The 22,013-nt window shown below is 53.6% G+C and carries 24 protein-coding genes; 12 read left to right on the top strand and 12 right to left on the bottom strand.

Features of this window, described 5'->3' with window-relative positions; all coding sequences use genetic code 11:
• The first annotated feature begins 152 nt into the window (after window positions 1–152).
• Genes ACRBCU_RS13160 through ACRBCU_RS13175 form a run of 4 tightly spaced genes read left to right on the top strand, consistent with a single transcriptional unit; the run spans window position 153 to window position 2,866 of the window.
• On the top strand, window positions 153–1,028 hold the full coding sequence (locus tag ACRBCU_RS13160) for an S-methyl-5'-thioadenosine phosphorylase (protein ID WP_431365848.1): 876 nt from the start codon (window positions 153–155) through the stop codon (window positions 1,026–1,028).
• Window positions 1,028–1,654, top strand: coding sequence for a LysE family translocator (locus ACRBCU_RS13165; protein WP_431365849.1), 627 nt, complete (start codon window positions 1,028–1,030; stop codon window positions 1,652–1,654). The genes ACRBCU_RS13160 and ACRBCU_RS13165 overlap by 1 nt, the downstream gene beginning before the upstream one ends.
• A gap of 2 nt (window positions 1,655–1,656) precedes the next feature.
• Window positions 1,657–2,304: a hypothetical protein gene (locus tag ACRBCU_RS13170; RefSeq protein ID WP_431365850.1), complete on the top strand. Its 648-nt coding sequence runs from the start codon at window positions 1,657–1,659 to the stop codon at window positions 2,302–2,304.
• 31 nt (window positions 2,305–2,335) lie between these two features.
• Window positions 2,336–2,866, top strand: coding sequence for an adenine phosphoribosyltransferase (locus ACRBCU_RS13175; protein WP_431365851.1), 531 nt, complete (start codon window positions 2,336–2,338; stop codon window positions 2,864–2,866).
• A gap of 22 nt (window positions 2,867–2,888) precedes the next feature.
• Here the strand turns inward: ACRBCU_RS13175 and ACRBCU_RS13180 are convergent, their stop codons facing one another.
• The 10 genes from ACRBCU_RS13180 to coxB form a co-directional block, all read right to left on the bottom strand.
• Entirely contained in the window at window positions 2,889–4,298 is a 1,410-nt protein-coding gene (locus tag ACRBCU_RS13180) for an FAD-binding oxidoreductase (RefSeq protein WP_431365852.1), read from the bottom strand.
• A 33-nt stretch (window positions 4,299–4,331) separates the two neighbouring features.
• The gene (locus ACRBCU_RS13185; RefSeq protein ID WP_431365853.1) at window positions 4,332–4,916 is read right to left on the bottom strand and encodes a GNAT family N-acetyltransferase; all 585 of its coding nucleotides are present in this window, start codon (window positions 4,914–4,916) and stop codon (window positions 4,332–4,334) included.
• On the bottom strand, window positions 4,916–6,178 hold the full coding sequence (locus tag ACRBCU_RS13190; RefSeq protein WP_431365854.1) for a M16 family metallopeptidase: 1,263 nt from the start codon (window positions 6,176–6,178) through the stop codon (window positions 4,916–4,918). The genes ACRBCU_RS13185 and ACRBCU_RS13190 overlap by 1 nt, the downstream gene beginning before the upstream one ends.
• A complete protein-coding gene (gene thrC / locus ACRBCU_RS13195; protein WP_431365855.1) occupies window positions 6,175–7,563 on the bottom strand; it encodes a threonine synthase in 1,389 nt (462 codons plus the stop codon). Before thrC ends, ACRBCU_RS13190 begins: the two co-directional genes overlap by 4 nt.
• Window positions 7,560–8,246 carry an SURF1 family protein gene (locus ACRBCU_RS13200; protein WP_431365856.1) on the bottom strand — a complete coding sequence of 229 codons (687 nt, stop codon included), beginning with the start codon at window positions 8,244–8,246 and terminating at the stop codon, window positions 7,560–7,562. Before ACRBCU_RS13200 ends, thrC begins: the two co-directional genes overlap by 4 nt.
• Before the next feature lie 114 nt (window positions 8,247–8,360).
• The gene (locus ACRBCU_RS13205; protein ID WP_431365857.1) at window positions 8,361–9,161 is read right to left on the bottom strand and encodes a cytochrome c oxidase subunit 3; all 801 of its coding nucleotides are present in this window, start codon (window positions 9,159–9,161) and stop codon (window positions 8,361–8,363) included.
• Between the two features lie 20 nt (window positions 9,162–9,181).
• A complete protein-coding gene (locus ACRBCU_RS13210; protein WP_431365858.1) occupies window positions 9,182–9,763 on the bottom strand; it encodes a cytochrome c oxidase assembly protein in 582 nt (193 codons plus the stop codon).
• Window positions 9,763–9,924 (bottom strand): hypothetical protein, encoded by a 162-nt coding sequence (locus tag ACRBCU_RS13215; protein ID WP_431365859.1) that lies wholly within the window; start codon window positions 9,922–9,924, stop codon window positions 9,763–9,765. Before ACRBCU_RS13215 ends, ACRBCU_RS13210 begins: the two co-directional genes overlap by 1 nt.
• Window positions 9,924–10,862: a heme o synthase gene (cyoE, locus tag ACRBCU_RS13220; protein WP_431365860.1), complete on the bottom strand. Its 939-nt coding sequence runs from the start codon at window positions 10,860–10,862 to the stop codon at window positions 9,924–9,926. Before cyoE ends, ACRBCU_RS13215 begins: the two co-directional genes overlap by 1 nt.
• 75 nt (window positions 10,863–10,937) lie before the next feature.
• On the bottom strand, window positions 10,938–11,780 hold the full coding sequence (coxB, locus tag ACRBCU_RS13225; protein ID WP_431365861.1) for a cytochrome c oxidase subunit II: 843 nt from the start codon (window positions 11,778–11,780) through the stop codon (window positions 10,938–10,940).
• 207 nt (window positions 11,781–11,987) lie between these two features.
• Between coxB and tldD the strand changes: the two genes are divergently transcribed.
• Both tldD and dprA read left to right on the top strand, forming a co-directional pair.
• Window positions 11,988–13,409, top strand: coding sequence for a metalloprotease TldD (gene tldD, locus ACRBCU_RS13230; RefSeq protein WP_431365862.1), 1,422 nt, complete (start codon window positions 11,988–11,990; stop codon window positions 13,407–13,409).
• A 75-nt stretch (window positions 13,410–13,484) separates the two neighbouring features.
• Window positions 13,485–14,630: a DNA-processing protein DprA gene (gene dprA, locus ACRBCU_RS13235; RefSeq protein WP_431365863.1), complete on the top strand. Its 1,146-nt coding sequence runs from the start codon at window positions 13,485–13,487 to the stop codon at window positions 14,628–14,630.
• 4 nt (window positions 14,631–14,634) lie between these two features.
• On the opposite strand, the gene ACRBCU_RS13240 is transcribed toward dprA, so the two are convergent.
• Window positions 14,635–15,147, bottom strand: coding sequence for a hypothetical protein (locus ACRBCU_RS13240; RefSeq protein WP_431365864.1), 513 nt, complete (start codon window positions 15,145–15,147; stop codon window positions 14,635–14,637).
• A 128-nt stretch (window positions 15,148–15,275) separates the two neighbouring features.
• Here ACRBCU_RS13240 and topA point away from each other — a divergent pair, with 128 nt between their 5' ends.
• From topA to ACRBCU_RS13260, 4 genes are all read left to right on the top strand, one after another.
• Window positions 15,276–17,900, top strand: a complete 2,625-nt coding sequence (topA, locus tag ACRBCU_RS13245) for a type I DNA topoisomerase (RefSeq protein WP_431365865.1) — start codon at window positions 15,276–15,278, stop codon at window positions 17,898–17,900.
• An 87-nt stretch (window positions 17,901–17,987) separates the two neighbouring features.
• On the top strand, window positions 17,988–18,560 hold the full coding sequence (locus tag ACRBCU_RS13250; RefSeq protein WP_431365866.1) for a L,D-transpeptidase: 573 nt from the start codon (window positions 17,988–17,990) through the stop codon (window positions 18,558–18,560).
• An 86-nt stretch (window positions 18,561–18,646) separates the two neighbouring features.
• Window positions 18,647–19,360: a CoA transferase subunit A gene (locus ACRBCU_RS13255; RefSeq protein WP_431365867.1), complete on the top strand. Its 714-nt coding sequence runs from the start codon at window positions 18,647–18,649 to the stop codon at window positions 19,358–19,360.
• 3 nt (window positions 19,361–19,363) lie between these two features.
• Window positions 19,364–19,987, top strand: a complete 624-nt coding sequence (locus tag ACRBCU_RS13260) for a 3-oxoacid CoA-transferase subunit B (protein ID WP_431365868.1) — start codon at window positions 19,364–19,366, stop codon at window positions 19,985–19,987.
• A gap of 36 nt (window positions 19,988–20,023) precedes the next feature.
• Here the strand turns inward: ACRBCU_RS13260 and ACRBCU_RS13265 are convergent, their stop codons facing one another.
• Window positions 20,024–20,863: a lytic transglycosylase domain-containing protein gene (locus tag ACRBCU_RS13265; RefSeq protein ID WP_431365869.1), complete on the bottom strand. Its 840-nt coding sequence runs from the start codon at window positions 20,861–20,863 to the stop codon at window positions 20,024–20,026.
• 274 nt (window positions 20,864–21,137) lie between these two features.
• Here ACRBCU_RS13265 and ACRBCU_RS13270 point away from each other — a divergent pair, with 274 nt between their 5' ends.
• Both ACRBCU_RS13270 and ACRBCU_RS13275 read left to right on the top strand, forming a co-directional pair.
• Window positions 21,138–21,320, top strand: coding sequence for a hypothetical protein (locus ACRBCU_RS13270; RefSeq protein WP_431365870.1), 183 nt, complete (start codon window positions 21,138–21,140; stop codon window positions 21,318–21,320).
• A 297-nt stretch (window positions 21,321–21,617) separates the two neighbouring features.
• Window positions 21,618–21,821, top strand: coding sequence for a hypothetical protein (locus ACRBCU_RS13275; protein ID WP_431365871.1), 204 nt, complete (start codon window positions 21,618–21,620; stop codon window positions 21,819–21,821).
• The last annotated feature ends 192 nt before the right edge of the window (window positions 21,822–22,013 follow it).

Here is a 22,013-nt window from a genome sequence, read left to right on the forward strand (position 1 = left end):
GCGTGTTAGCGCTGCCTTATCCCAAGCACTGTGCAAAGAACACCCCTCCTCTCTTGCAAATTGGCCTGAAGCCGAGAATCATGAGTTTTCTTTGTACGATGGCCTCGTTACCGTGCACTTAAAGTGCCAAATGAGAACAATAGGAACCAAACATGAAAGAGACTATGATTGCTGTGATCGGCGGGTCGGGTATTTACGATATCGACGGGCTTGAAGATGCGGCTTGGCAGGCTGTCGAAACCCCTTGGGGCACCCCCTCGGACGAGATTCTCACAGGCACTTTGCAAGGCGTCAAAATGGCCTTTCTGCCGCGCCATGGTCGTGGTCATGTGCATAGCCCTACAACGGTTCCCTATCGTGCCAACATTGATGCGTTAAAACGAATTGGGGCGACGGACATAATTTCTGTCTCTGCTTGCGGCAGCTTTCGCGAAGAGATGGCACCGGGCGATTTTGTCATCGTTGATCAATTCATTGACAGAACTTTCGCACGTGAAAAATCATTCTTTGGAACTGGCTGCGTTGCCCATGTTTCCGTAGCGCACCCGACCTGCCCTCGCTTGTCAGACGCGTGCCACACGGCGGCGAAAGATGCGGGCATCAACGTCCATATGGGCGGCACGTATCTCGCGATGGAAGGGCCGCAGTTCTCTACCCTCGCCGAAAGCAAAATGTATCGCACAAGCTGGGGCGCGGACGTCATCGGCATGACCAACATGCCCGAAGCGAAACTCGCCCGCGAAGCGGAGCTTTGTTACGCCTCTGTTGCGATGATCACCGATTATGACAGCTGGCACCCCGATCACGGTGAAGTCGATGTCACAGAGATCATCAAAACATTGATGGGCAATTCTGATAAAGGCCGCGATCTGGTGAAAAGATTACCTGCACTTCTTGGCGCAAAGCGCGAAGATTGCCCACATGGATGTGATAAGGCGCTGGAATTTGGGGTCATGACCGCCCCCGAGAAGCGGGATCCGGAATTGGTTTCCAAGCTAAGCGCCGTCGCTGGCAGGGTCCTTGGATAATGGATATGTCTCTTTGGTTGGCCTTTGTAGCCGCATCAGTCGCGCTCTTGCTCATTCCCGGACCAACAATCTTGTTGGTCCTGAGCTATGCGCTTACTCAGGGGCGCAAAGTGGCCATTGCAACGGCGTCTGGCGTAGCTTTGGGTGACTTGATCGCCATGACCGCATCCTTGATTGGGCTCGGTGCCTTGATTGCCACCTCTGCGCTGGCCTTTAACATCGTCAAATGGGCGGGCGCAGCCTACCTCGTTTACCTTGGGCTGAAGATGTTAAAACATGCACCGGACAAAGGTGCGGGTCTGGTCAAGACTGACAATCACGCAAGCGCGCGACAGGTTTTTTGGCACTCCGCTCTTGTGACGGCGTTAAACCCAAAAAGCATTGGCTTCTTTGTTGCCTTCGTTCCGCAGTTCATTGCTGTAGACTCCGCTTACGCACCCCAAGCAATTGTCCTGATCGCCACCTTCGTTGGCCTAGCTGCGTTAAATGCGTTTGCCTACGCCCTCCTTGCGGATCGTCTTCGCACGCAAATTTCGCGGCCCATCGTAATGCGGCGTTTAACGCAAGCGGGTGGCATTACTCTTATTGGCATGGGCGCGGCAACCGCTGCTCTGCGCCGCGCGTGAGAGTGCGCGCGCTACTTGTTTGGCTTGCGCTGACAAGTAGCGCGCAAGCTCAGGAATTCATTGATGCTGAGCATGCTTTGAATGACGAGGATTTTTATCGCTTGGTCGCCTGTGCAGCGCCCCCGATGGATGCCTGCCAAAAACAAATCGTCAAATGGGACAAGGCCGATCTGAGCGTTGGCATAACCAAAATGGATCGCGCCTATCTTGGTGGCAAAGCCAAACGCGCGCAGGCCGCTCTTGCTCGTGCGATCCAAGAAGTGAACAGCGCAGGCAGCGCGATAAACTTGCGGCGCGATGACAAAAACCCAGATATCGAGATCCTGTTCCTTGATATACCGCGCGGCGGCGAAATACGCGGCTCTGGCTTTACGCGGCTCGAGGGAACCCCAATCTCAGCAGCGGGCGTACGTGTCTTCGTTAGCGAAAGCTCCATTCTGAAAGCGGTTATAATCTTCACACCAGCCCTACAAATCCGCGCATATGAAAGCGCTATGCTTGAAGAGATCACTCAAGGGTTAGGATTTCTGACCGACATTGGCGGTACATTCTACGAAACACGCTCGATCTTTTCGCAATCAAGCAACGCCCTTACGAAACTCGGGAAACAGGACATCATGGCACTTGGCCAGCACTATCCGGCGCGTTAGACACCACATGAACGCTAAAGGACACTGCCCGATGAAAACCGTCAGAGACTACATTCGCACCATTCCCGATTTTCCACATGAAGGAATTATGTTCCGCGATGTAACGACCTTGTTTTCTGACCCTCGCGGATTTCGCTTGGCGATTGATCAACTGCTACACCCCTATGTGGGTATCAAGATTGATAAGGTCGTCGGCCTCGAAGCGCGTGGTTTCATTCTTGGCGGCGCGATTGCACACCAGCTTAGCATCGGTTTTGTGCCTGTTCGCAAGGCGGGCAAACTGCCGGGCAAAACCATTTCGCAGGATTACAAACTGGAATATGGCGAAGCCACCGTTGAGCTGCACGATGACGCTATTGCAGCAGGCGAAAAAATCCTCGTCATTGATGATTTGCTCGCAACTGGCGGCACAGCTGAGGCTGGTATCAAATTGATCGAGCGCTTAGGCGGCGAGGTCATTGGATGCGCTTTTGTGATAGACCTGCCCGAGCTAGGCGGGCGAGCAAAGCTAGAGGCGCTCGGGATGGACGTTAAGGCCCTTTGTTCTTTTGACGGTGCATAATTGGGCTTAGCCGCCGCACTACTTAGGCCAAAACAACGCCGGGATTCATTATTCCATAGGGGTCCAACGCCGATTTAATCGCGCGCATTGCCGCCAGTTTCGCTGGATCACCATAGGTTTCCAAATCGGCTGTTTTCAATCGCCCAACACCGTGTTCGGCACTGAACGAGCCATCTAATTCGTGCACCAACTTATGAACAACCGATTTAACACTTGATCGCAACTCGCTGTAATCGGACGGCTTCTTTCCCGCGTCGGGGAAAATATTATAGTGCAGATTGCCATCCCCCAAATGCCCAAAACAATTGACCCTCAATGGCCCGATTTCAGCAACCGCGTTGTTGGCACGTTCGATAAATTCAGGTACCGCGCTGATCGGAACCGAAATATCGTGCGACGAAACGGAACCAATCCGACGATTTGCCTCTGGGATATGTTCGCGCACTGACCAAAAATCAGTGCGTTGGGCAACAGATTGCGCAATCAGGCCATCGCTAACAAGCCCAAGCTCTAAACCCGTTTCAAAAAGCGTTTCCAGCGCCGCCTGTGGATCAAGTCCGCGGGACAAACCGATATCAATCAAAACACTCCACTCCGGGTTTTGCGTAAAGGGTCTGCGAATATCAGGCAGGCATTCAGCAACAAAATCCAAGCCTTGCCGATGGATGATTTCAAATGCACTGACCGCTTCTCCAAGCTGGCTCCGCGCTGCAGACAGCAATGCGATTGCATCCTCAGGGGAGTTAACAACCATGAACGCGGTGCCCTCCCCAGCGGGTCGCGGGCTAAGCTTAAGGGAGGCCGCTGTGATAATGCCAAGCGATCCTTCTGCGCCGATCAATAGGTTGCGCAAGTCATAACCTGTATTGTCCTTTCGCAGACGCGAAAGCCCGTTCCAAATGCTCCCATCTGGTAAAACGGCTTCTAGCCCCAAACACAAATCACGCGCATTGCCATAGCGCAAAACGTTAACGCCGCCTGCGTTAGTGGCCAAATTTCCACCAATCTGCGCAGTTCCTTCTGCGGCAAGACAAAGGGGAAACAAGCGATCGACGTTTTCTGCGGCGCTTTGCACATCGGCAAGAATGGTTCCTGCTTCTGCAATCAGCACATTTTCATCTGCATGCACCGAGCGAATGGCATTCATGCGCTCCAATGAAACGATCAGCGCGGTGGGTCCGGCTTGGGCGATTTGCCCCCCCACCAAGCCAGTTCCACCGCCGTAGGGAATAATGCCCACGCGCGCTTGGCTTGCGAGTTTTACAATTGTCGCAACCTGCTCTGTGGTTTCTGGCAAAGCGAGCAGCGTCGGCTCTGCTTCAAACAACCCGCGAGGTTCCTCAAGATAGCGTGGCTCTGCGTCCTTGATGAGATGCGCAGGCAGTTTGCTGCACAGCGTTGCTTCGAAATCAGGTGTGATAGAGTTCAACATGTTAAGACCTCGCCAAGGTGTTTTTGAGTGCAACTAACCAGCGTTTGTGCGTCCGCGCCGATCCATACGCAATGCAGAATAAAGAACATGGGTGCGCCAACGCCCATCAATCTGAAGATAGGCTTGCGCAACGCCTTCGTATTTGAACCCTGATCGCTCTAACAGCCCACGGGACGCCTTGTTTTCTGGCAGGCATGCCGCTTCCAATCGAGACAAATCCATGCGCTCGAAAGCGTAGTGAACCATGGCCGCAATCGCCTCGCCCATATAGCCTTGGCGCGCATATTCTTGCCCGACCCAATACCCAAGCGTTCCACATTGCGCGGGGCCACGTCGAATATTGTCCAACGTAATTGCACCAATCAATGCACCATCTGCACGACGTTCCATAAACAACGGCAATGCTGTATCGCCGTTGATCGAGCGTTGCGCCCAATAGACCCGATTAGTGAAAGCTTTGCGCGTCAAGTGGTTAGCGGCCCAAGTTGGTTCCCACTTGGTTAGAAAATCTGCGCTATCAAACCGCAAATCAGCCCATGTACGAAAATCGGAATGCGCTGGTGGTCGCAGAGTAAGGCGCTCTGTCTCTAACCTAACTTTGCGTCGCATTCGAAGCATCAGCGCGCCCGATCTGCCAACATTTCATTCAACCCTAGCGCACGATCCACTGGCCCATAAAGCGCCAGCGCCGCGGGCGCTTGCGTTACAAGGTTTCCCGCAAAATCACGCACGCCCGTTGTCGTGACCCCGTCAATCAACGCCACCGTTTCTTCCAAAGGTGGAATGCGGTTCCAAATTTGCATAAGACGCGCGAGGCGTTCGGCCCTGCTCGAAGGACTCTCCAATCCCATGAGCATGCCTGCTTTCATTTGCGCCCTAGCCCGCGCGACTTCGCTGTCAGCTAAATCTGCCGCGGCGCGATCAATTTCGGTCATCGTAAGCTGCGCCAGTTCTGGCAGTTGCTCACCGCTTGTGCCTGCGTAGATTGTCGTCATTCCAGTGTCGGAATATGCCCCCGTTTGGGCAAAGATTGTATAGCACAAGCCGCGCTTTTCACGCACTTCTTGGAACAAGCGGCTCGACATGCCGCCACCTAGCGCAACCGAAAAGATCTGCGCTGTGTAAATCGCCTCATCACAATACCCCGGCCCTTCAAAGGCCAACGCAAAATGTGCCTGCTCCAGCGTTTTAACTTCACGGCGTTCACCGCCAATGAAACTTGCCGCTTTGGGTGCGTCGCTGGTTTGGCTTTCGAGCCCGCCAAAAAGTTTCTCTGCGAGGCGCACAATGGTTTCGTGATCAACATCGCCAGCCGCCGCAAGAATCATTTGCCCCGGTCCATAGTGTTCTTTGACAAAGCGGCGCAAATCTTCGCGGGTAAAGCTGCGCACGCGCTCTTCTGAGCCAAGGATCGTGCGGCCAATCGGCTGATCCGGATATGCCTCTTCTTGGAGCCAATCAAAGATCACATCATCAGGCGTATCAAGCGCTTGGCCGATTTCCTGCAAGATAACCCCGCGTTCGATTTCGATTTCATCTTCATCAAAAACTGGATTCAACAATATGTCGGAAATGACATCTAATGCGAGCGGAACATCCGCGCCCAATACGCGCGCATAATAGGCTGTTACCTCGCGGCTGGTGTAAGCGTTAATATAGCCGCCCACATCTTCAATCGCTTCTGCGATCTGCAAAGCGCTGCGTGTGGTCGTGCCCTTGAACGCCATATGTTCGAGGAAATGTGCAATCCCGTTCTGCTGGACCTGCTCGTTTCGCCCCCCCGTCGTAACCCAAATCCCGATTGATGCGGATTGAAGCCCCGGCATTTTTTCAGTGACGATACGAAATCCATTTGGAAACTCGTGAGTTTGCACACTCATTCAGAAATACGCTCGCGGATTATGGATTGCAGGGCCTGTAAATCGTTAGGGGCGCGCGTAACGCGTTCTTCTCGCTCAAATAGATCAGACATACGAGGCGGAAGCGCAGGCCTCATACCTGTCGCCGCCTCGACCGCATCTGGGAACTTCGCAGGATGAGCAGTGGCAAGCGTAATCATCGGCGTGGTGCCAAGGTGATCTTCTGCAACCGCTGCGCCAATGGCAGAATGCGGACAAAGGATTTCGCCAGTCTGCGCCAAAGCCTTCGTAATCATCGCCGAGGTGCCGGCCTCATCGACCATGCCACTGTCATAATTCTCGCGCAGTGCGCCCATGGCGTTGTCGGAAATCGTAAAGCCACCACCAGAGGCCAAATCATCCATAAGCCCTTTGATTGCCTGCCCGTCTTTTCCATGTGCCCAGAACAAAGCGCGTTCAAAGTTCGAAGACACTTCAATGTCCATCGACGGAGAAATCGAAGGTTTCACACCTGTTTTTGTGTATGCAGACGACTCCATGCAGCGGTGCAAGATGTCGTTCTGATTGGTTGCAATCACCAAACGGTCAATTGGCAGGCCCATTTGTTTGGCGATGAAACCCGCGAAAATATCCCCGAAGTTACCCGTTGGAACCGTAAAGCTGATCTTGCGTTCAGGCGCGCCGAGCGACACAGCGCTCGAGAAGTAATAGACAACCTGTGCTAAAACGCGCGCCCAATTGATTGAATTCACGCCAGCAAGTTTCACGCCGTCGCGGAACTCGAAATCATTGAACATGTCTTTCAGACGCGCTTGGCAATCGTCAAAATCACCATCCATTGCTATTGCATGAACGTTGCTTTCCGAAGGCGTTGTCATTTGGCGACGCTGCACTTCCGAAACACGGCCATGCGGGTAAAGAATGAAAACATCTACCGCATCCAAGCCGCGAAATGCCTCGATTGCAGCAGAGCCCGTATCGCCCGAGGTAGCGCCAACAATGGTCACACGTTTGCCAGAGCGTTTCAGCGCCACTTCGAACATTTGCCCGATCAGTTGCATCGCAAAATCTTTGAACGCCAAGGTTGGGCCGTGGAACAACTCCATCAGGAAGTGATTGGGGCCAAGCTGAACCAAAGGCGCGCGCGCATCATGGCCAAAGCCAGCATAAGCCCGCTCAATGCAACCTTTGAATTCGGCGTCCGAGAAGGTGTCGCCGACAAACGGGCGCATCACGCGAAACGCAATCTCTTCATAGCTAAGACCCGCCAAGTCGCGAATGTCATCTGCGCTCATTTGAGGGATCGTTTCAGGGACATAAAGTCCACCATCGCGCGCAAGGCCCGTAAGCATAGCCTCTTCAAAGGTAAGGACCGGCGCAGCGCCGCGTGTTGAAATATACTTCATGTTGAACCCTTCTGCGCGCCCCGTGCACGCCATAGGAAAGTCAGTGTCATAACCAGCCAAATCGCGGCCAGTGAGAACCATGTGATTGCGTATTGCAAATGATCGTTCGGAATTCCAACGGTATCGACAGGCAATGGCGAAACAGGATCATTTTCGAGCGACACCTCGCGCGCTACAAGTAGAATAGGCAGCGTATCAAGATGCTGAGCCATTACTGGCACATCGCGCGCAAACCAAATCTCGGCTTTCAAATCAGGCTCTGGAATTGAGCCGCCTGTTTCATCTGGCCAATGCAAATTTCCGATGATCGACGCCGCGCCAATTGGGCGGTCGCTGTTCTTTTGATCAACCTTGATAAACCCGCGATCCACTAAAATGCGTCGGCCATCGTTCGTATCAAATGCGCTGATGATCCGATAACCGGCCCCGACATGTTTTTGCGAAACCAGAACGTGAATTTCGTTTTCGCTAAAGGTACCTGTTGCCATGACCGGCAAATAGCGATCGCGCGTTGGATCGAGCGTCGCAGGCAACGCGATCGGGTCTGCAGTTATGCGAGACGTGATGTCAGCAAGTATATCCTGTTTCCAGGTCAATCTTTGTAGCTGCCAAACTCCAAGCGAAACGAGAATGGCGAAACCGGCCAACCCGAATATCAATGGCAGAAGAACACGTTTTAGCATCTCGCAAAATGCCCCATCAATTGAAAAGGCGCGCAGGAGAAAATCCTACGCGCCTTGGCTTTTGTCCTGTTGCGGCGCGGGTTTCAAGCCGCAATGCGCCGCAATAGAGATGGCTTAGCCACCCCAGACGTAAACAGCTGCAAACAAGAACAGCCAAACAACGTCAACAAAGTGCCAGTACCATGCGGCTGCTTCGAAGCCGATGTGGCGCTCTGCTGTGAAGTGACCGCGCTGCAAACGGAGCAGGCAGATGAACAGGAAGATTGTTCCGATCACAACGTGGAAACCGTGAAAACCAGTCGCCATGAAGAAGTTTGCGCCGTAGATGTTGCCAGAGAAACCAAAGGCCGCGTGAGAATACTCATACGCTTGGAACACTGTGAAGATTAGACCCAGACCAACAGCAATGATCAGACCGTTTTTTGTATCTGTGCGGTTGTTCTCATGTGCCAAAGCGTGGTGTGCCCATGTGGCGGCCGCACCTGAGCAAAGCAGGATCAATGTGTTGATCAGCGGCAGGTGCCAAGGATCGAATGTCTCGATGCCAGCTGGTGGCCAAATGCCATCAACCGCAGGCGATTCTGGACCCATCGGGTACATCGCGTGTTTGAAGAAGCTCCAGAACCAAGCTGCGAAGAACATGACTTCGGACATGATGAACATGATGAAACCATAGCGCAGGCCGATTTGTACGACAGGCGTGTGATCGCCAACGTGGCTTTCGTCGATGACTTCTGCCCACCAGCCATACATGACGTATAGCACTGCCGCGAGGCCGATCAGGAACATCCAAGGTCCGCTATCATGGAACCAAATAACGGCTCCAAACAGCATTACAAATGCACCAACCGCAGCAAGCAGGGGCCAGAGCGAGGGGTTAAGAATGTGATAGTCGTGGTTTTTTGCGTGTGCCATAGGTCCCTCGTCGGATGGGCTTAGTTATTAATTGTTTCAGCGGGTTGCTCAAGCGCGGCCTGTTGGACCGTCTCGGGCAAATCGATTTCGTAGAAAGTATACGAAAGCGTTATTTCTTTAGTATATTTTGCGTCGCGGTCTGTGACAATCTCTGGATCGATATAGAACGTCACGGGCATTTCAACGCGCTCGCCGGGTTGCAAGACCTGCTCTTCAAAGCAGAAACAGTCGATCTTATTGAAGAAATAGCCAGCTTGGTAAGGAGCCACGTTATAGCTCGCCTGCCCTGCAACGGGCTTGTCAGTTGGATTATAGGCTTCATAGAAGATCAAACCTGTTTCACCGATGCGCATTTCGATCTCGCGCACCATAGGTTTGAATTCCCAAGGCATGCCGCGCTCTTTGGAGGCATCAAAGCGTACCGTGATCGTTTGATCCAAGATTTCGTCGCTGCCCGCTTCCGCAACATTGGTGATACCACCAAATCCGGTAACGCGGCAGAACCAATCATAAAACGGAACCGACGCCCACGCGAGCGCGCCCATGACAACGACCAAAGTCGCCGCCTGAAATACCGTTTTCTTCTTGGGATCCATTGCCATTACTCTTGCGCCTCGCCGCGTGGCGGTTCGTAATCGCCACGTGTTACTTTAACGATGGTCAAGCCAAAAACGATCGCGATGAAGGCCGCTAGCGTAAGCCCGACACCAAGGTTGCGACCATATCTACGTGTATGAATTTCGTGCTGTTTGCTAAGCGCCATTACCAGCCCCCCAATCCAAAGCGGACAAGGATCGCTTCAACAAGGATCGCGCCGAAGTGCATGAAGAGATAAAGCAATGACAGCTTGAAGAAGCTGCGCTCTGCTTTGAAATTGTCTGCTTCGCTGTCCTCTTCATTGCGGCGGAAAATGTCCCACGCGCCTTTGATGAAGAGTGCGTTTAGCACAACGGCGACAGCAAGGTAGATTGGACCGCCAACCGAGGTAAACGCTGTTCCGACAGCCAGAATCGCCAGCAAGAGCGTATAAACAAGAATGTGAATGCGCGTGGCACGGCGGCCATGCGTAACAGTCAACATCGGAACGCCAGCGTTGTCGTAGTCCTTGCGCATAAACAGCGCGAGCGCCCAGAAATGCGGCGGTGTCCACATGAACGTAAGGCAGAACATCAGCACCGACTCGACAGAAATGCCACCCGTTGCAACCGCCCAACCGATCATCGGAGGGAAAGCACCCGCCGCGCCGCCGATGACGATGTTTTGGGGTGTCCAACGCTTGAGCCACATCGTGTAAATCACAACGTAGAAGAAAATCGTAAAGCCAAGAAGTGCGCCTGCGACCCAATTGGACGCAAGCCCCAACATAATGACGGACAGGCCCGACAATGCGACGCCAAATCCAAGAGCTTCGCTCTCAGTGACTTTGCCAGCAGGAATTGGGCGTTTTTGCGTACGCTTCATCACAGCATCAATGTCCGCGTCCCACCACATGTTAAGCGCACCAGATGCGCCACCACCGATGGCGATGAACAAAATGGAGGTAAAAGCGATCATTGGATGAACAGGGTTCGGAGCCGCCAACAGCCCAACAAGAGCAGTAAACACAACAAGCGTCATGACGCGTGGCTTTAGCAGCGCAAAGAAATCGCCAAAGCTCGCCTCGCGATCAAAGCTGGCATCGTTCAAGCTAGCATCGCTCATCCTGTCCTCCCCTCAGTCTTTCAAGAAAAGTGACGCGCAAAGAAAACCCTGCGCGCCGACGTTCATTACTGCAAGTTACTCAGCCGCGGCGACATCAAAGGCCTGCGGCACGCCCGCATACTCTTCAATCGCGCCTGTCAGCCACTTTTGATAAGCTTCTTCGCTCACAACTTTCACAGTGATGGGCATATACGCGTGGTCTTTACCACAAAGCTCTGAACACTGACCGAAGTAAACGCCTTCTTTCTCAGCTGCGAACCAAAGCTGTGACAAGCGACCAGGAACAACGTCCTGCTTCACACCAAAGGCAGGGATCGTCCAAGAGTGGATCACATCAGCGCCTGTGAGGTTCATAACGATTGTTTTGCCGACAGGAACAACGACAGCTGTGTCTGTTGCGAGCAAATAGTGGCTTTGTGCATAGCCGTACTCTTCCAGCTCGTCTTTCGCCAACATGAAGCTGTCGAAGCCGAACTCGTGATCAACATACTCGTAACCCCAGTACCACTGATAGCCCGTCACTTTGATCGTGATGTCTGCTTCAGGAATTTCTTGCTGCTTGAACAAGATAGGCAAAGAAAACGCACCGATGAAGACCAGAACAACGATTGGAATGATCGTCCAAGCGACCTCAATCGGAGAGTTGTGCGTGAATGTACCCGGCGTTGGGTTCGCGCGGCGGTTATAACGCACGATGCAATACGCCATCAGCGCAGTCACAAAGACGGTGATGACCGTGATGATCACTAGAATCATTCCATCGAGCCACTGCAAATCGCGTGCTAGCTCTGTTGCGGCAGGCTGAAAGCCAAGGCCGCGCGGGGTTGGCACCCCTACGACTTCCAAGGCTTCTTGCGCCATGGCCGGAGCCGCCAAAAGTGTAGCCAGTAGGCTATAAAGAGTTGTTTTCAGTTGCATATTACACCCTGATCGATTCCAGCGAGATGCCAGTCTGTTCGGTTATAGTTGGTCTTTTTTACTCAAACGGGCTTGGCACACTAGAAAGCACGCCGAGCCCGTTGTTATTGGGCTGTTTAAAACCATATTCTTAACTGTAGATAAAGACTATGCGTTGCGGCAAACGGACGCTTTTTTGATTTATGTCAAACGAAAGAGAAAATCTGCATGGCCCACAGCCCATTTCGCCCCTTTGAAGATCGCTTTTCGCGTGAAAGCGCCCTCAAAGTCCTTAAACAGGCCTGTGACGGCGCTGATGATGGAGAATTGTTTTTAGAGCGGCGCACCGCAGAAGCCCTCGTTTTCGATGACGGCAAGCTCAAAACCGCGTCTTACGATGCTTCAGAAGGATTCGGCCTACGGGCAGTTCTTGGTGAAGTTGCGGGATATGCTCATTCAACTGAAGTTTCAGAAGCCTCATTGAAACGTGCGTGCGCGACGGCGCGTCTAGCGATTGGCGAGGGCGGCGGCACAATGGCCGATGCTCCAAACAACACCAATGCAAAGCTATACCGCGATATCGACCCCATTTCCGAAGTCAGCTTTAGCGCCAAGATCGACACATTGCGCGAAATCGACGCCTATTTGCGTGATCTTGATTCGCGCGTTGTACAGGTGAGTGCCTCGATTGCGGTTTCGCTGCAGGAAATCACCGTTCTTCGACCCGACGGCGCAGAAGTTAGCGATACCCGCCCAATGACACGCATCAATATCTCTGTCATTGCAGAAGAACACGGACGCCGCGAAAGTGGCTCGGCGGGTGGCGGTGGCCGTATCTCACTTGATGGCTTGCTCGATCCTGAGCATTGGAAAGACAAGGCCAGAGAAGCCTTGCGCATTGCTGTTGTTAACCTCTCTGCTGTTCCAGCGCCCGCTGGCATGATGGATGTTGTTCTTGGCCCCGGCTGGCCCGGCATCTTGCTTCATGAGGCGGTTGGTCACGGGCTTGAAGGCGATTTCAATCGCAAAGGTTCAAGCGCCTTTTCGGGGCGCGTCGGTGAACGGGTGGCCTCCAAGGGCGTCACGGTTCTGGATGATGGAACGATCCCAAATCGTCGTGGATCGATCACCATTGACGACGAAGGCACGCCCTCGGCAAAAAATATACTCATCGAAGACGGCATCCTGCGCGGTTACATGCAAGATCGTCAAAACGCCCGCCTTATGGGAGTTGCGCCAACAGGGAACGGTCGACGCGAAAGCTATGCGCATCCACCCATGCCGCGAATGACCAACACATATATGATGGGCGGTGACAGTGCCCCAGCCGATATCGTCGCTGATCTGAAGGATGGTATTTATGCAGTTGGGTTCGGTGGTGGTCAGGTCGATATCACCAACGGCAAATTCGTGTTCTCTTGCACCGAAGCCTATCGCGTAGAGAATGGCAAAGTCGGCGCCCCGGTAAAGGGCGCGACATTGATCGGGGATGGTGCAACGGCGATGCAGCAGATTCGCGCCCTTGGAAACGATATGGCGCTTGATCCAGGTATGGGAAATTGCGGCAAAGCGGGGCAATGGGTGCCTGTCGGAGTAGGTCAACCCACTGTAATGATTGGTGGACTAACCGTTGGCGGCGCGGGAGGGTGACGAAACTCATCTAGGGTTTACGCGCTATTAACCCCGTTACTGCTAGAGATGATTCCGTAAGCAGGCGGAGGCATGATGAGCGAAAATACCCTTTCTTCCACTCACCCCCTACTCCCACCCACCACGGAAGATGAACGTGCGTTGTGGCTTCGCCTCTTGCGCTCACGGCGCGTTGGAATTGCGACGTTTTACAGATTGCTTACAGAGCACGGCAGCGCGGCAAAAGCGCTAGATGCGCTACCGCAGATCGCCGCCAAGGCCGGCATGAGCAAATATGCCCCCTGCTCTGAAAATCAGTGCAGGGCGGAGCTAAGTGCTGGTGCGCAGATCGGGGCAACGCTCATTTGTCGCGGCGAATCGCGCTACCCCAAACTGCTTGCCCAAATCCCCGATGCTCCGCCGATGATCTGGGTGCGCGGAAATCTTGAAGCGCTCTCTCGCCCAATGATCGCGCTTGTTGGCGCACGCAATGCATCCTCTTTAGGAACCCGCATGGCGCGGGCTCTGGCAACGGATTTGTCTGCTGCTGGATTTGTGGTTGTTTCAGGCCTTGCGCGCGGCATCGACACCTGCGCCCATCTCGCATCGCAAAAATCTGGTTCTATCGCGGTTTTAGCTGGCGGCGTTGATGTGATCTACCCTGCCGAGAACCATGAACTCGCGACCTCGCTCTTGGAAACAGGCGCTTTATTGTCTGAACAACCAATGGGGATGGCCCCAATCGCGCGGCATTTTCCGATGCGTAACCGAATTATTTCAGGCCTGTGCCCCGCTAGCGTTGTTGTTGAAGCGGCGGGAAAATCAGGCAGCTTAATCACCGCCCAAGGGGCATTGGATCAAGGACGAGATGTTCTTGCCGTGCCTGGTCATCCATTTGATGCGCGGGCGTCGGGTTGCAATATGCTCATCCGCGATGGCGCTATTCTGGTGCGTAATGCCGAAGATGTCATTTCAGCTCTTGCAGAGCTAACCCCGACACAACAGCCCGTCCAACAGATGGATTTGCCGCTTGCAGCGACAAACACGCCAAAACCCAACTTGCGGGAAACCAACGCGCTGCATCAGCGCATCTTGAATCGCCTTGGTCCCAGCCCGATGGCGGAAGATCAATTGCTGCGGGATATGGGCACTCAAACCAGTCAGGTGATTCCGATCCTAACCGATCTGGAAATACGCGGGCACATACGGCGGGCACCCGGAGGCCTCATAAGTCGCGCTTAGCGCGTTATTCAACGCCTGCACAATAATCGGCAATGACGCTTCGATACCGCCGACAGAATGGAGCGTAAGAAAACCAAACATCCGTCGGGCCAATTGCCCAATGCACCGCCACCCACGTTCGCCCCGACAATCGCATGAGGGCCTGCATCGATGTGCCATCCATCATTTCCGGATCAATTGTCCCTTCCGCAAACCCAGGTGTCGCATAGAGATCGATCGCTCCTCCGCCCGGGCGCTGCGCATGAACCGCAGCAAACCCAACTGGTCCGTTTACGCGTAGTTCATAAACAAGGAATTCGATCGGCGCGCCCAATTGCTCCTCTGCGTGGGCGCGCAGCGCATCTAACATTGCGGCGCGCTCTTCTGTCCCCCGAGCGGGCTCATAGTAATCCGCGAAGGCGGGCCCGTTCAACATCAACGCTAAGCACAAAGAGACCAAAATCCGCATCATCTTACCTTTTTTCAAAATGGCTTTTCTGTAGCCTAGCCCAGCCGTCGCCGACTTGTCTTGTTTCAATTTAAAAAAGCTCTTTTGCCTACACAAAGCCCGCGATCATATTGCGCAATTGACATTATTCCCTTTCCCCACACATGTACTCGGCCCATAAGAAAAGAAAATCTTGAGACGAGTCGTTAGGAAAATATATGCCAGTTGTTGTTGTCGAATCACCAGCTAAAGCCAAGACAATCAACAAGTATTTGGGCCCAGACTATACCGTTCTGGCGTCTTACGGCCACGTGCGCGACCTTCCTCCGAAAGATGGATCGGTGGACACCGAACATGATTTCGAGATGAAGTGGGAGATCGGAAACGACAGCCGCAAGCATGTCAAAGCCATTGCGGACGCCTTAAAAGAGGACAATGAACTCATCCTCGCAACTGACCCCGATCGCGAAGGCGAAGCGATTTCCTGGCACTTGCAAGAGGCGCTGACCAAACGCCGCTCGATCAAAAAAGACACCCCTGTCAGCCGCGTCGTCTTCAACGCGATTACGAAGACGGCTGTCACCGAAGCGATGAAAAACCCGCGAGAAGTGGATCGCCCTCTGGTCGAAGCCTATCTCGCCCGTCGCGCGTTGGATTATCTTGTGGGCTTTAATCTCTCGCCAGTTCTTTGGCGCAAATTGCCCGGCGCACGTTCTGCGGGACGCGTTCAATCCGTTTGCTTGCGCATTATCGTCGAGCGCGAACAAGAGATTGAGGCGTTTAACGCCCGTGAGTACTGGTCAGTCAAAGCCTTGCTTGCCACGCCGCGCGGACAGGAATTTGAAGCGCGCTTAACGGTGTTGGGAGGCCAAAAGCTCGATAAGTATGATCTGGCAAACCAAACTGCAGCGGAACTCGCGGTTCAGGCGGTGACATCTCGTGCGCTCACGGCCGTGTCTGTGGAAGCCAAGCCAGCCGCGCGCAACCCGTCTGCGCCTTTCATGACGTCGACCCTTCAGCAAGAAGCCAGCCGCAAATTTGGCTTTGGCGCACGCCAAACGATGAACATTGCGCAGCGTTTGTACGAAGCAGGCCACATTACATATATGCGAACCGATGGGATCGACATGGCCCCTGAGGCCATCGCAGAAACCCGCGATGCAATCAAAGAGCGCTACGGTGACAGCTATCTGCCAAAGTCCCCGCGCGAATATAAAAATAAGGCCAAGAACGCCCAAGAGGCGCACGAATGTATCCGCCCGACGGTCTTGGCAAAAGATGCTGAGAGCCTGAAGCTCAGCGAGCCGGATCAACGCAAACTTTACGATCTGATCTGGAAACGCACCATTGCTTGCCAAATGGAAAGCGCGAAAATGGAGCGCACGACGGTTGATCTTGGCTCCGATGATGGTCAGGTGCAGCTGCGCGCGACGGGTCAGGTTGTGTTGTTTGACGGCTTTATGAAAGTCTACGAAGAAGGCCGCGATGACGCAGTTGTCGATGATGATGACAAGCGCCTTCCCCAGATTGCGCAGGGTGATCCGATGGACAAGCGCACGATCACGCCTGAGCAACACCACACCCAGCCACCGCCCCGTTACACGGAGGCGACTCTGGTAAAGCGCATGGAAGAACTCGGCATTGGCCGCCCGTCTACCTACGCCTCGATCGTGACCACGATTCAGGACCGCGAATATGTGCGCAAAGAGAAGAACCGCCTGTTTCCAGAGGATAAGGGGCGAATTGTTACCATCTTCTTGATGAATTTCTTCCGTCAATACGTTGGCTATGATTTCACCGCGGACCTCGAAAGCCAGCTTGATCATGTGTCGGCCGGCGAGGCTGACTATAAAGAATTGCTTGGAACGTTCTGGCGAGATTTTCACGCCGCGATCTCGGAAACCTCCGAGTTGCGCATCTCTGAAGTTCTCGACGTGCTCGATGCCGCGCTAGCACCGCAGCTTTATCCGCCCCGCGAAGACGGAACAGACCCTCGCATTTGCCCGAAGTGTGGTCAGGGCAACCTGCACCTGAAAACCTCCCGCACGGGTGGTTTTGTCGGCTGTGGCAATTACCCCGAATGCACCTACACCCGCCCTATTGCGGGCGAAGGCGCTGATGGGGAAGAGCATCTGCTTGGCACCGATGAAGGCGACGAAATCTGGCTGAAGTCCGGTCGTTACGGCCCCTACGTTCAGCGCGGCGAAGTCACGCCTGAGAACAAAAAGCCCAAGCGCACCTCCCTGCCCCAAGCTCGTCATGGTGGCTGGGACAAGGCCGACACAACATTGGAGCAAGCCGTTCAACTGCTTAGTCTGCCGCGCGGCGTAGGCGAGCATCCAGAAGGTGGCCGCATCAGTGCCAACTTGGGACGCTTTGGTCCTTATATTATGCACAAATTGCCCGATGCGGAAAAACCGACCTATGTGAGTCTCAAGCAATGGACTGAAATGCTAGAGATTGGCATGAACCATGCGGTTGAGCTGCTTGCGGACAAGCGTGCAAACCCGGGTCGTCGTGGCGGCGCGGCCGCTGCGAAACCACTTAAAGAGCTGGGCGAGCACCCCTCCGATGGCGGCGCGGTCAATGTCATGGAAGGGCGCTACGGCCCTTATGTGAAATGGGAAAAAGTAAACGCTACGATTCCTAAAGGCACAGAGCCCGCAGATGTCACGATGGAAATGGCCGTCGAACTGATCGCCGAGCGTGCCGCAAAGGGCGGGAAAAAGAAGGCCGCTCCCAAGAAAAAGGCCGCCGCAAAGAAACCAGCCGCGAAAAAAACTGCGGCAAAAAAGGCAGCGCCTAAGAAAAAGCCCGCCGCGGCAAAAAAAGAAGCGGAATAGCGCCGCTAACTCAAATGTGAGTGGCCAAATCCATGAAGTTCTGAGAAGGCTGCATCAAATGCAGCCTTTTTTCTTTTGAGGTCAATAATGAGCATCAAAATTACCCGCCGCAGCGCCGTTTTAGGCCTGACAAGTACACTTGCGACACCTGCGCTTTTGAGCGCGCAGCAATATGTGCCCTCCCAGCCTGCAGCGCAGCGCCGCAATGCCTCTAGCTTTGTGACTCAAGACTGGCGAGACCATTTTGACACGCTCGGCAAGGGCGTCATCGTTGCAGACACCAGTTCGCGCGCGCTGCACTACTGGAACGCCGAGGGCACGGACTACCGCGTTTATCCCACATCCGTTCCCATGACCGACGAGCTAACCAAACGCGGCTACACCAAGATTGTGCGCAAAAAGGTTGGTCCAACGTGGACCCCGACCAAGAGCATGCGTGAGCGCGACCCGAGCCTTCCTGAATTCATGGAAGCAGGCGCAGGCAATCCGCTTGGCACCCACGCAATGTATCTCAGCTGGCCCGCCTACCTCATCCATGGCACCCATGATACGCGCAAAATCGGGCGTCGCTCCTCTTCTGGCTGCATCGGACTTTACAACGAGAAGATCGCAGAACTGTTTGCGATAACACCTGTAGGGACACAAGTTCGCGTCCTTTGATGCATGCCGCGACGCGGCATAATGATTGACTCTCCCTTGACCCTTCGTCACATATTTGCGCGAAACATTGGGTCAGGAGAATTTTCATGAAAAAAGTCTATGGCAGCGCTGCCGAGGCTCTGGAAGGCGTGCTTTTTGACGGCATGTTCATTGCATCAGGTGGCTTTGGCCTCTGCGGCATTCCAGAATTGCTTTTGGATGCAATCAAAGATGCAGGCACGAAGGATCTGACATTTGCGTCTAACAACGCAGGCGTTGATGATTTCGGCATCGGCATTTTGCTACAAACCAAGCAAGTCAAGAAAATGATCTCCTCCTACGTTGGCGAGAACGCTGAATTCATGCGTCAGTATCTCTCTGGCGAGCTTGAATTGGAATTCAACCCGCAGGGCACTCTTGCTGAGCGCATGCGTTCTGGCGGCTGCGGCATCCCCGGTTTTTACACCAAAACAGGTGTTGGCACGGTGATCGCTGAAGGCAAAGAGCACAAAGAGTTCCCAACTGGCCCGAACGGCGAGATGGAAACTTATATCATGGAAAACGGCATCTTTGCCGACCTCGCCATTGTGAAAGCGTGGAAAGCAGATGCGACGGGCAACCTCGTCTTCCGCAAGACAGCGCGCAACTTCAACCCGCCAGCGGCCATGTGTGGCAAGATGTGCATCGTTGAAGTGGAAGAGATCGTTGAGACGGGCTCGCTCGACCCTGACAGCATCCATTTGCCGGGCATATATGTGCACCGCATCATTCAAGGCGATCATGAAAAGCGCATTGAACAGCGCACAGTTCGGGAGGCGTAAGTCATGTGGGATCGTAATCAAATGGCGGCGCGCGCCGCACAAGAGTTGCAAGACGGCTGGTATGTGAACCTTGGCATCGGTATCCCGACGCTGGTGTCCAACTACATCCCTGAAGGCGTTGAAGTGACGTTGCAATCAGAGAACGGCATGCTGGGCATGGGTCCTTTCCCGATCTCGGGCGAAGAGGACGCTGACCTGATCAACGCGGGCAAGCAGACTATTACAGAGCTACCGCAGACGGCTTATTTCGACAGCTCGCAAAGCTTCGGCATGATCCGTGGTGGCAAGATTGCGATGGCAATTTTGGGCGCGATGGAAGTTGCCGAGAACGGCGATTTGGCGAACTGGATGATCCCGGGCAAGCTGGTCAAAGGCATGGGCGGTGCGATGGATCTTGTTGCGGGTGTTGGCCGCGTGGTGGTTGTGATGGATCACACCAACAAACATGGCGTCAGCAAAGTTCTGAAAGAATGCACGCTGCCGCTAACGGGTCAAAAGGTCGTGGATCGCATCATCACGAACCTAGGTGTGCTGGATGTTGTAGAAGGCGGTCTCAAAATCGTTGAAACGGCGGATGGCGTCTCCGAGGATGAGCTGCGCGCAGCGACTGAAGCGACAATCGTTTAAGAAAACCGTAAGGTGTGTGGTCTCACGCACCTTACTTTATCCACCGAGCTTTTTGAAAACGCAGCCATCTGTGGCCAGTTGCGGCGGCGTTACGCATAGGCCGCGCGCCACCTGGAACGCGGCAAGCACTTTGGGAACATAGTCGCGGGTTTCCGAATAAGGGGGTACGCCGTTGTTCTTACGAACAGCCCCCTCGCCCGCATTATACGCGGCCAACACCAAAACGGGGTCATTTGAGAATTCCCCCATCAGCCAATCCAGATAAGCGACGCCACCAGAAATATTCTGCGCTGGTATATTCGCATCCTTAACCCCAAACCGCGTCGCCGTTGCTGGCATCAATTGCATTAACCCTTGCGCACCAGCGGAACTGACAGCCTTGGTTTTGCCTGCGGATTCTACGGCTATAACTGCAAGAACCAAAGCGGGTGAAACTTTCTTGCCAATGGTCGCTTTCAAAATTTCAATGCCATGAGCCTGCGAGATACTATGCAATGTCTGCAGCCTCGGGGCCCGCACACCGCTGCCATTAGGTGGGTTGGACAGACGATTCAAAGCCGCCTGATAACGCCCCGCGCTTTTCCCGATGTCTGTTGAAACCGTGTCCCAAAACCAAGAGTAGGACGCAGAGGTCTTGCTCGCGCTGCCGCTACCGCCTTTGGCTTTGCCGCTAATCACAGTTCCGGCCTTCGCCCCTTTTGGGGTAATTTGGATCGTGATTCTCTTGCGGCTACCTGCTTTGGGGGGCTTTTGGCGTTTCGCCGAGAACTCAGGGAAAGGTTTGGGCTTTGACGTTTCCGCCTGCGCGACACCGACGGTCTGCAAAGAAAGCGCGAGAACCAGTAATCTTGCAATTTTAAAAGGGCTGTTTTTCATGCTCTGTCCAATAAAACGTCTACTGCGTTTTTCGCCAGTTTAGCGAAGTTGGTTGGGATTGCACCCAAAACCGACGTTTAGCACAAAAATTGCCCGTCCAAAAATCTGCGCATTTTCTTAAGCAATGAAAGCTCGAAAGAATTGCAGCCAATTTCCTTAACAGCGCCATGTTCACGCCAATTTTATGAGGAACAAAGACTCTATCAGCGCATTTGGTACGTGGTTTCGCGTCCTTCGCGCACATGAATAGAGAAATTTACAGGATAACCTTCAAATGAAAAACCTTATCAAATCATTCGCGAAACAAGAAAGTGGCGCAGTCACGGCGGAGTTTGTGGTTATCGTCGCCGCTGTTGTCGGCATTGGCGTTGCCTCAGTTGCTGGACTTGGTGGCAAAGACAAAGTTGTCAGCGTCGATCCCGATGCCGGGCTCGCAAATTTCGTCGCAGGCTTCTAACTCGTAAACGTTAGGTGAAGTGCGCACGCACTGAGACACAGTATATTCAACGCAAGGCCGATCTGGAAACAGGTCGGCTTTTTAGATTCTTGTATTTGAGCAGAAGCCCTGACTTAGAACTAAAAATGAATAATTCGTTAACATCTGCAAAATTGCCGTTTCTCCGCCCAAATCGCGCCCAAATTGCAAGTGATACAACCTACATCAAGTAACGGGCAGCAGCGCACACAGAGAGGCGGAGCAGAAAACCCTAGAGCTTGGGAAACTGAAAACCTGATCCTAGAAAGGGATATTAACATGACTAACTTCATCAAAGCATTCGCACGTGACGAAAACGGCGCAGTAACAGTTGACTGGGTAGTTCTTACAGCTGCGGTTGTTGGCCTTGCGGTTGCTGCATATGGCTCGATCCAGACTGGTGCGTCCAGCTTGACAGCGTCTACAGACACAACATTGTCCGGCATGACTGTTGGTGCAGTTGCTCTGCCAGCGGCTGAGTAAGAATTACGAATTCACCATATTTTTTGGTGCTTAGGGGCGGATTGGAAACAAACCGCCCTACTTGCAAATACTGTACCGACCCAAGATACGATCACTTGGAATTTCCTCAAATTGAGACGAAAATGGCCTTACACGTGCCTAAATCGCGCCTCATTTGACCTTGATACCTATTTCATCGAACGACGGGCAGCA

The organism is Planktotalea sp. (assembly GCF_050633725.1).
Taxonomy (GTDB): domain Bacteria; phylum Pseudomonadota; class Alphaproteobacteria; order Rhodobacterales; family Rhodobacteraceae; genus Planktotalea.

Bases quoted from the DNA above. Each gene is read 5' to 3' on its own strand.
- ACRBCU_RS13160 (WP_431365848.1), top strand. From the start codon at position 153: ATGAAAGAGACTATGATTGCTGTGATCGGCGGGTCGGGTATTTACGAT.
- ACRBCU_RS13165 (WP_431365849.1), top strand. From the start codon at position 1,028: ATGGATATGTCTCTTTGGTTGGCCTTTGTAGCCGCATCAGTCGCGCTC.
- ACRBCU_RS13175 (WP_431365851.1), top strand. From the start codon at position 2,336: ATGAAAACCGTCAGAGACTACATTCGCACCATTCCCGATTTTCCACAT.
- ACRBCU_RS13180 (WP_431365852.1), bottom strand. From the start codon at position 4,298: ATGTTGAACTCTATCACACCTGATTTCGAAGCAACGCTGTGCAGCAAA.
- ACRBCU_RS13185 (WP_431365853.1), bottom strand. From the start codon at position 4,916: ATGCTTCGAATGCGACGCAAAGTTAGGTTAGAGACAGAGCGCCTTACT.
- ACRBCU_RS13190 (WP_431365854.1), bottom strand. From the start codon at position 6,178: ATGAGTGTGCAAACTCACGAGTTTCCAAATGGATTTCGTATCGTCACT.
- thrC (WP_431365855.1), bottom strand. From the start codon at position 7,563: ATGAAGTATATTTCAACACGCGGCGCTGCGCCGGTCCTTACCTTTGAA.
- ACRBCU_RS13200 (WP_431365856.1), bottom strand. From the start codon at position 8,246: ATGCTAAAACGTGTTCTTCTGCCATTGATATTCGGGTTGGCCGGTTTC.
- ACRBCU_RS13205 (WP_431365857.1), bottom strand. From the start codon at position 9,161: ATGGCACACGCAAAAAACCACGACTATCACATTCTTAACCCCTCGCTC.
- ACRBCU_RS13210 (WP_431365858.1), bottom strand. From the start codon at position 9,763: ATGGCAATGGATCCCAAGAAGAAAACGGTATTTCAGGCGGCGACTTTG.
- ACRBCU_RS13215 (WP_431365859.1), bottom strand. From the start codon at position 9,924: ATGGCGCTTAGCAAACAGCACGAAATTCATACACGTAGATATGGTCGC.
- cyoE (WP_431365860.1), bottom strand. From the start codon at position 10,862: ATGAGCGATGCTAGCTTGAACGATGCCAGCTTTGATCGCGAGGCGAGC.
- coxB (WP_431365861.1), bottom strand. From the start codon at position 11,780: ATGCAACTGAAAACAACTCTTTATAGCCTACTGGCTACACTTTTGGCG.
- tldD (WP_431365862.1), top strand. From the start codon at position 11,988: ATGGCCCACAGCCCATTTCGCCCCTTTGAAGATCGCTTTTCGCGTGAA.
- dprA (WP_431365863.1), top strand. From the start codon at position 13,485: ATGAGCGAAAATACCCTTTCTTCCACTCACCCCCTACTCCCACCCACC.
- topA (WP_431365865.1), top strand. From the start codon at position 15,276: ATGCCAGTTGTTGTTGTCGAATCACCAGCTAAAGCCAAGACAATCAAC.
- ACRBCU_RS13250 (WP_431365866.1), top strand. From the start codon at position 17,988: ATGAGCATCAAAATTACCCGCCGCAGCGCCGTTTTAGGCCTGACAAGT.
- ACRBCU_RS13255 (WP_431365867.1), top strand. From the start codon at position 18,647: ATGAAAAAAGTCTATGGCAGCGCTGCCGAGGCTCTGGAAGGCGTGCTT.
- ACRBCU_RS13260 (WP_431365868.1), top strand. From the start codon at position 19,364: ATGTGGGATCGTAATCAAATGGCGGCGCGCGCCGCACAAGAGTTGCAA.
- ACRBCU_RS13265 (WP_431365869.1), bottom strand. From the start codon at position 20,863: ATGAAAAACAGCCCTTTTAAAATTGCAAGATTACTGGTTCTCGCGCTT.
- ACRBCU_RS13270 (WP_431365870.1), top strand. From the start codon at position 21,138: ATGAAAAACCTTATCAAATCATTCGCGAAACAAGAAAGTGGCGCAGTC.
- ACRBCU_RS13275 (WP_431365871.1), top strand. From the start codon at position 21,618: ATGACTAACTTCATCAAAGCATTCGCACGTGACGAAAACGGCGCAGTA.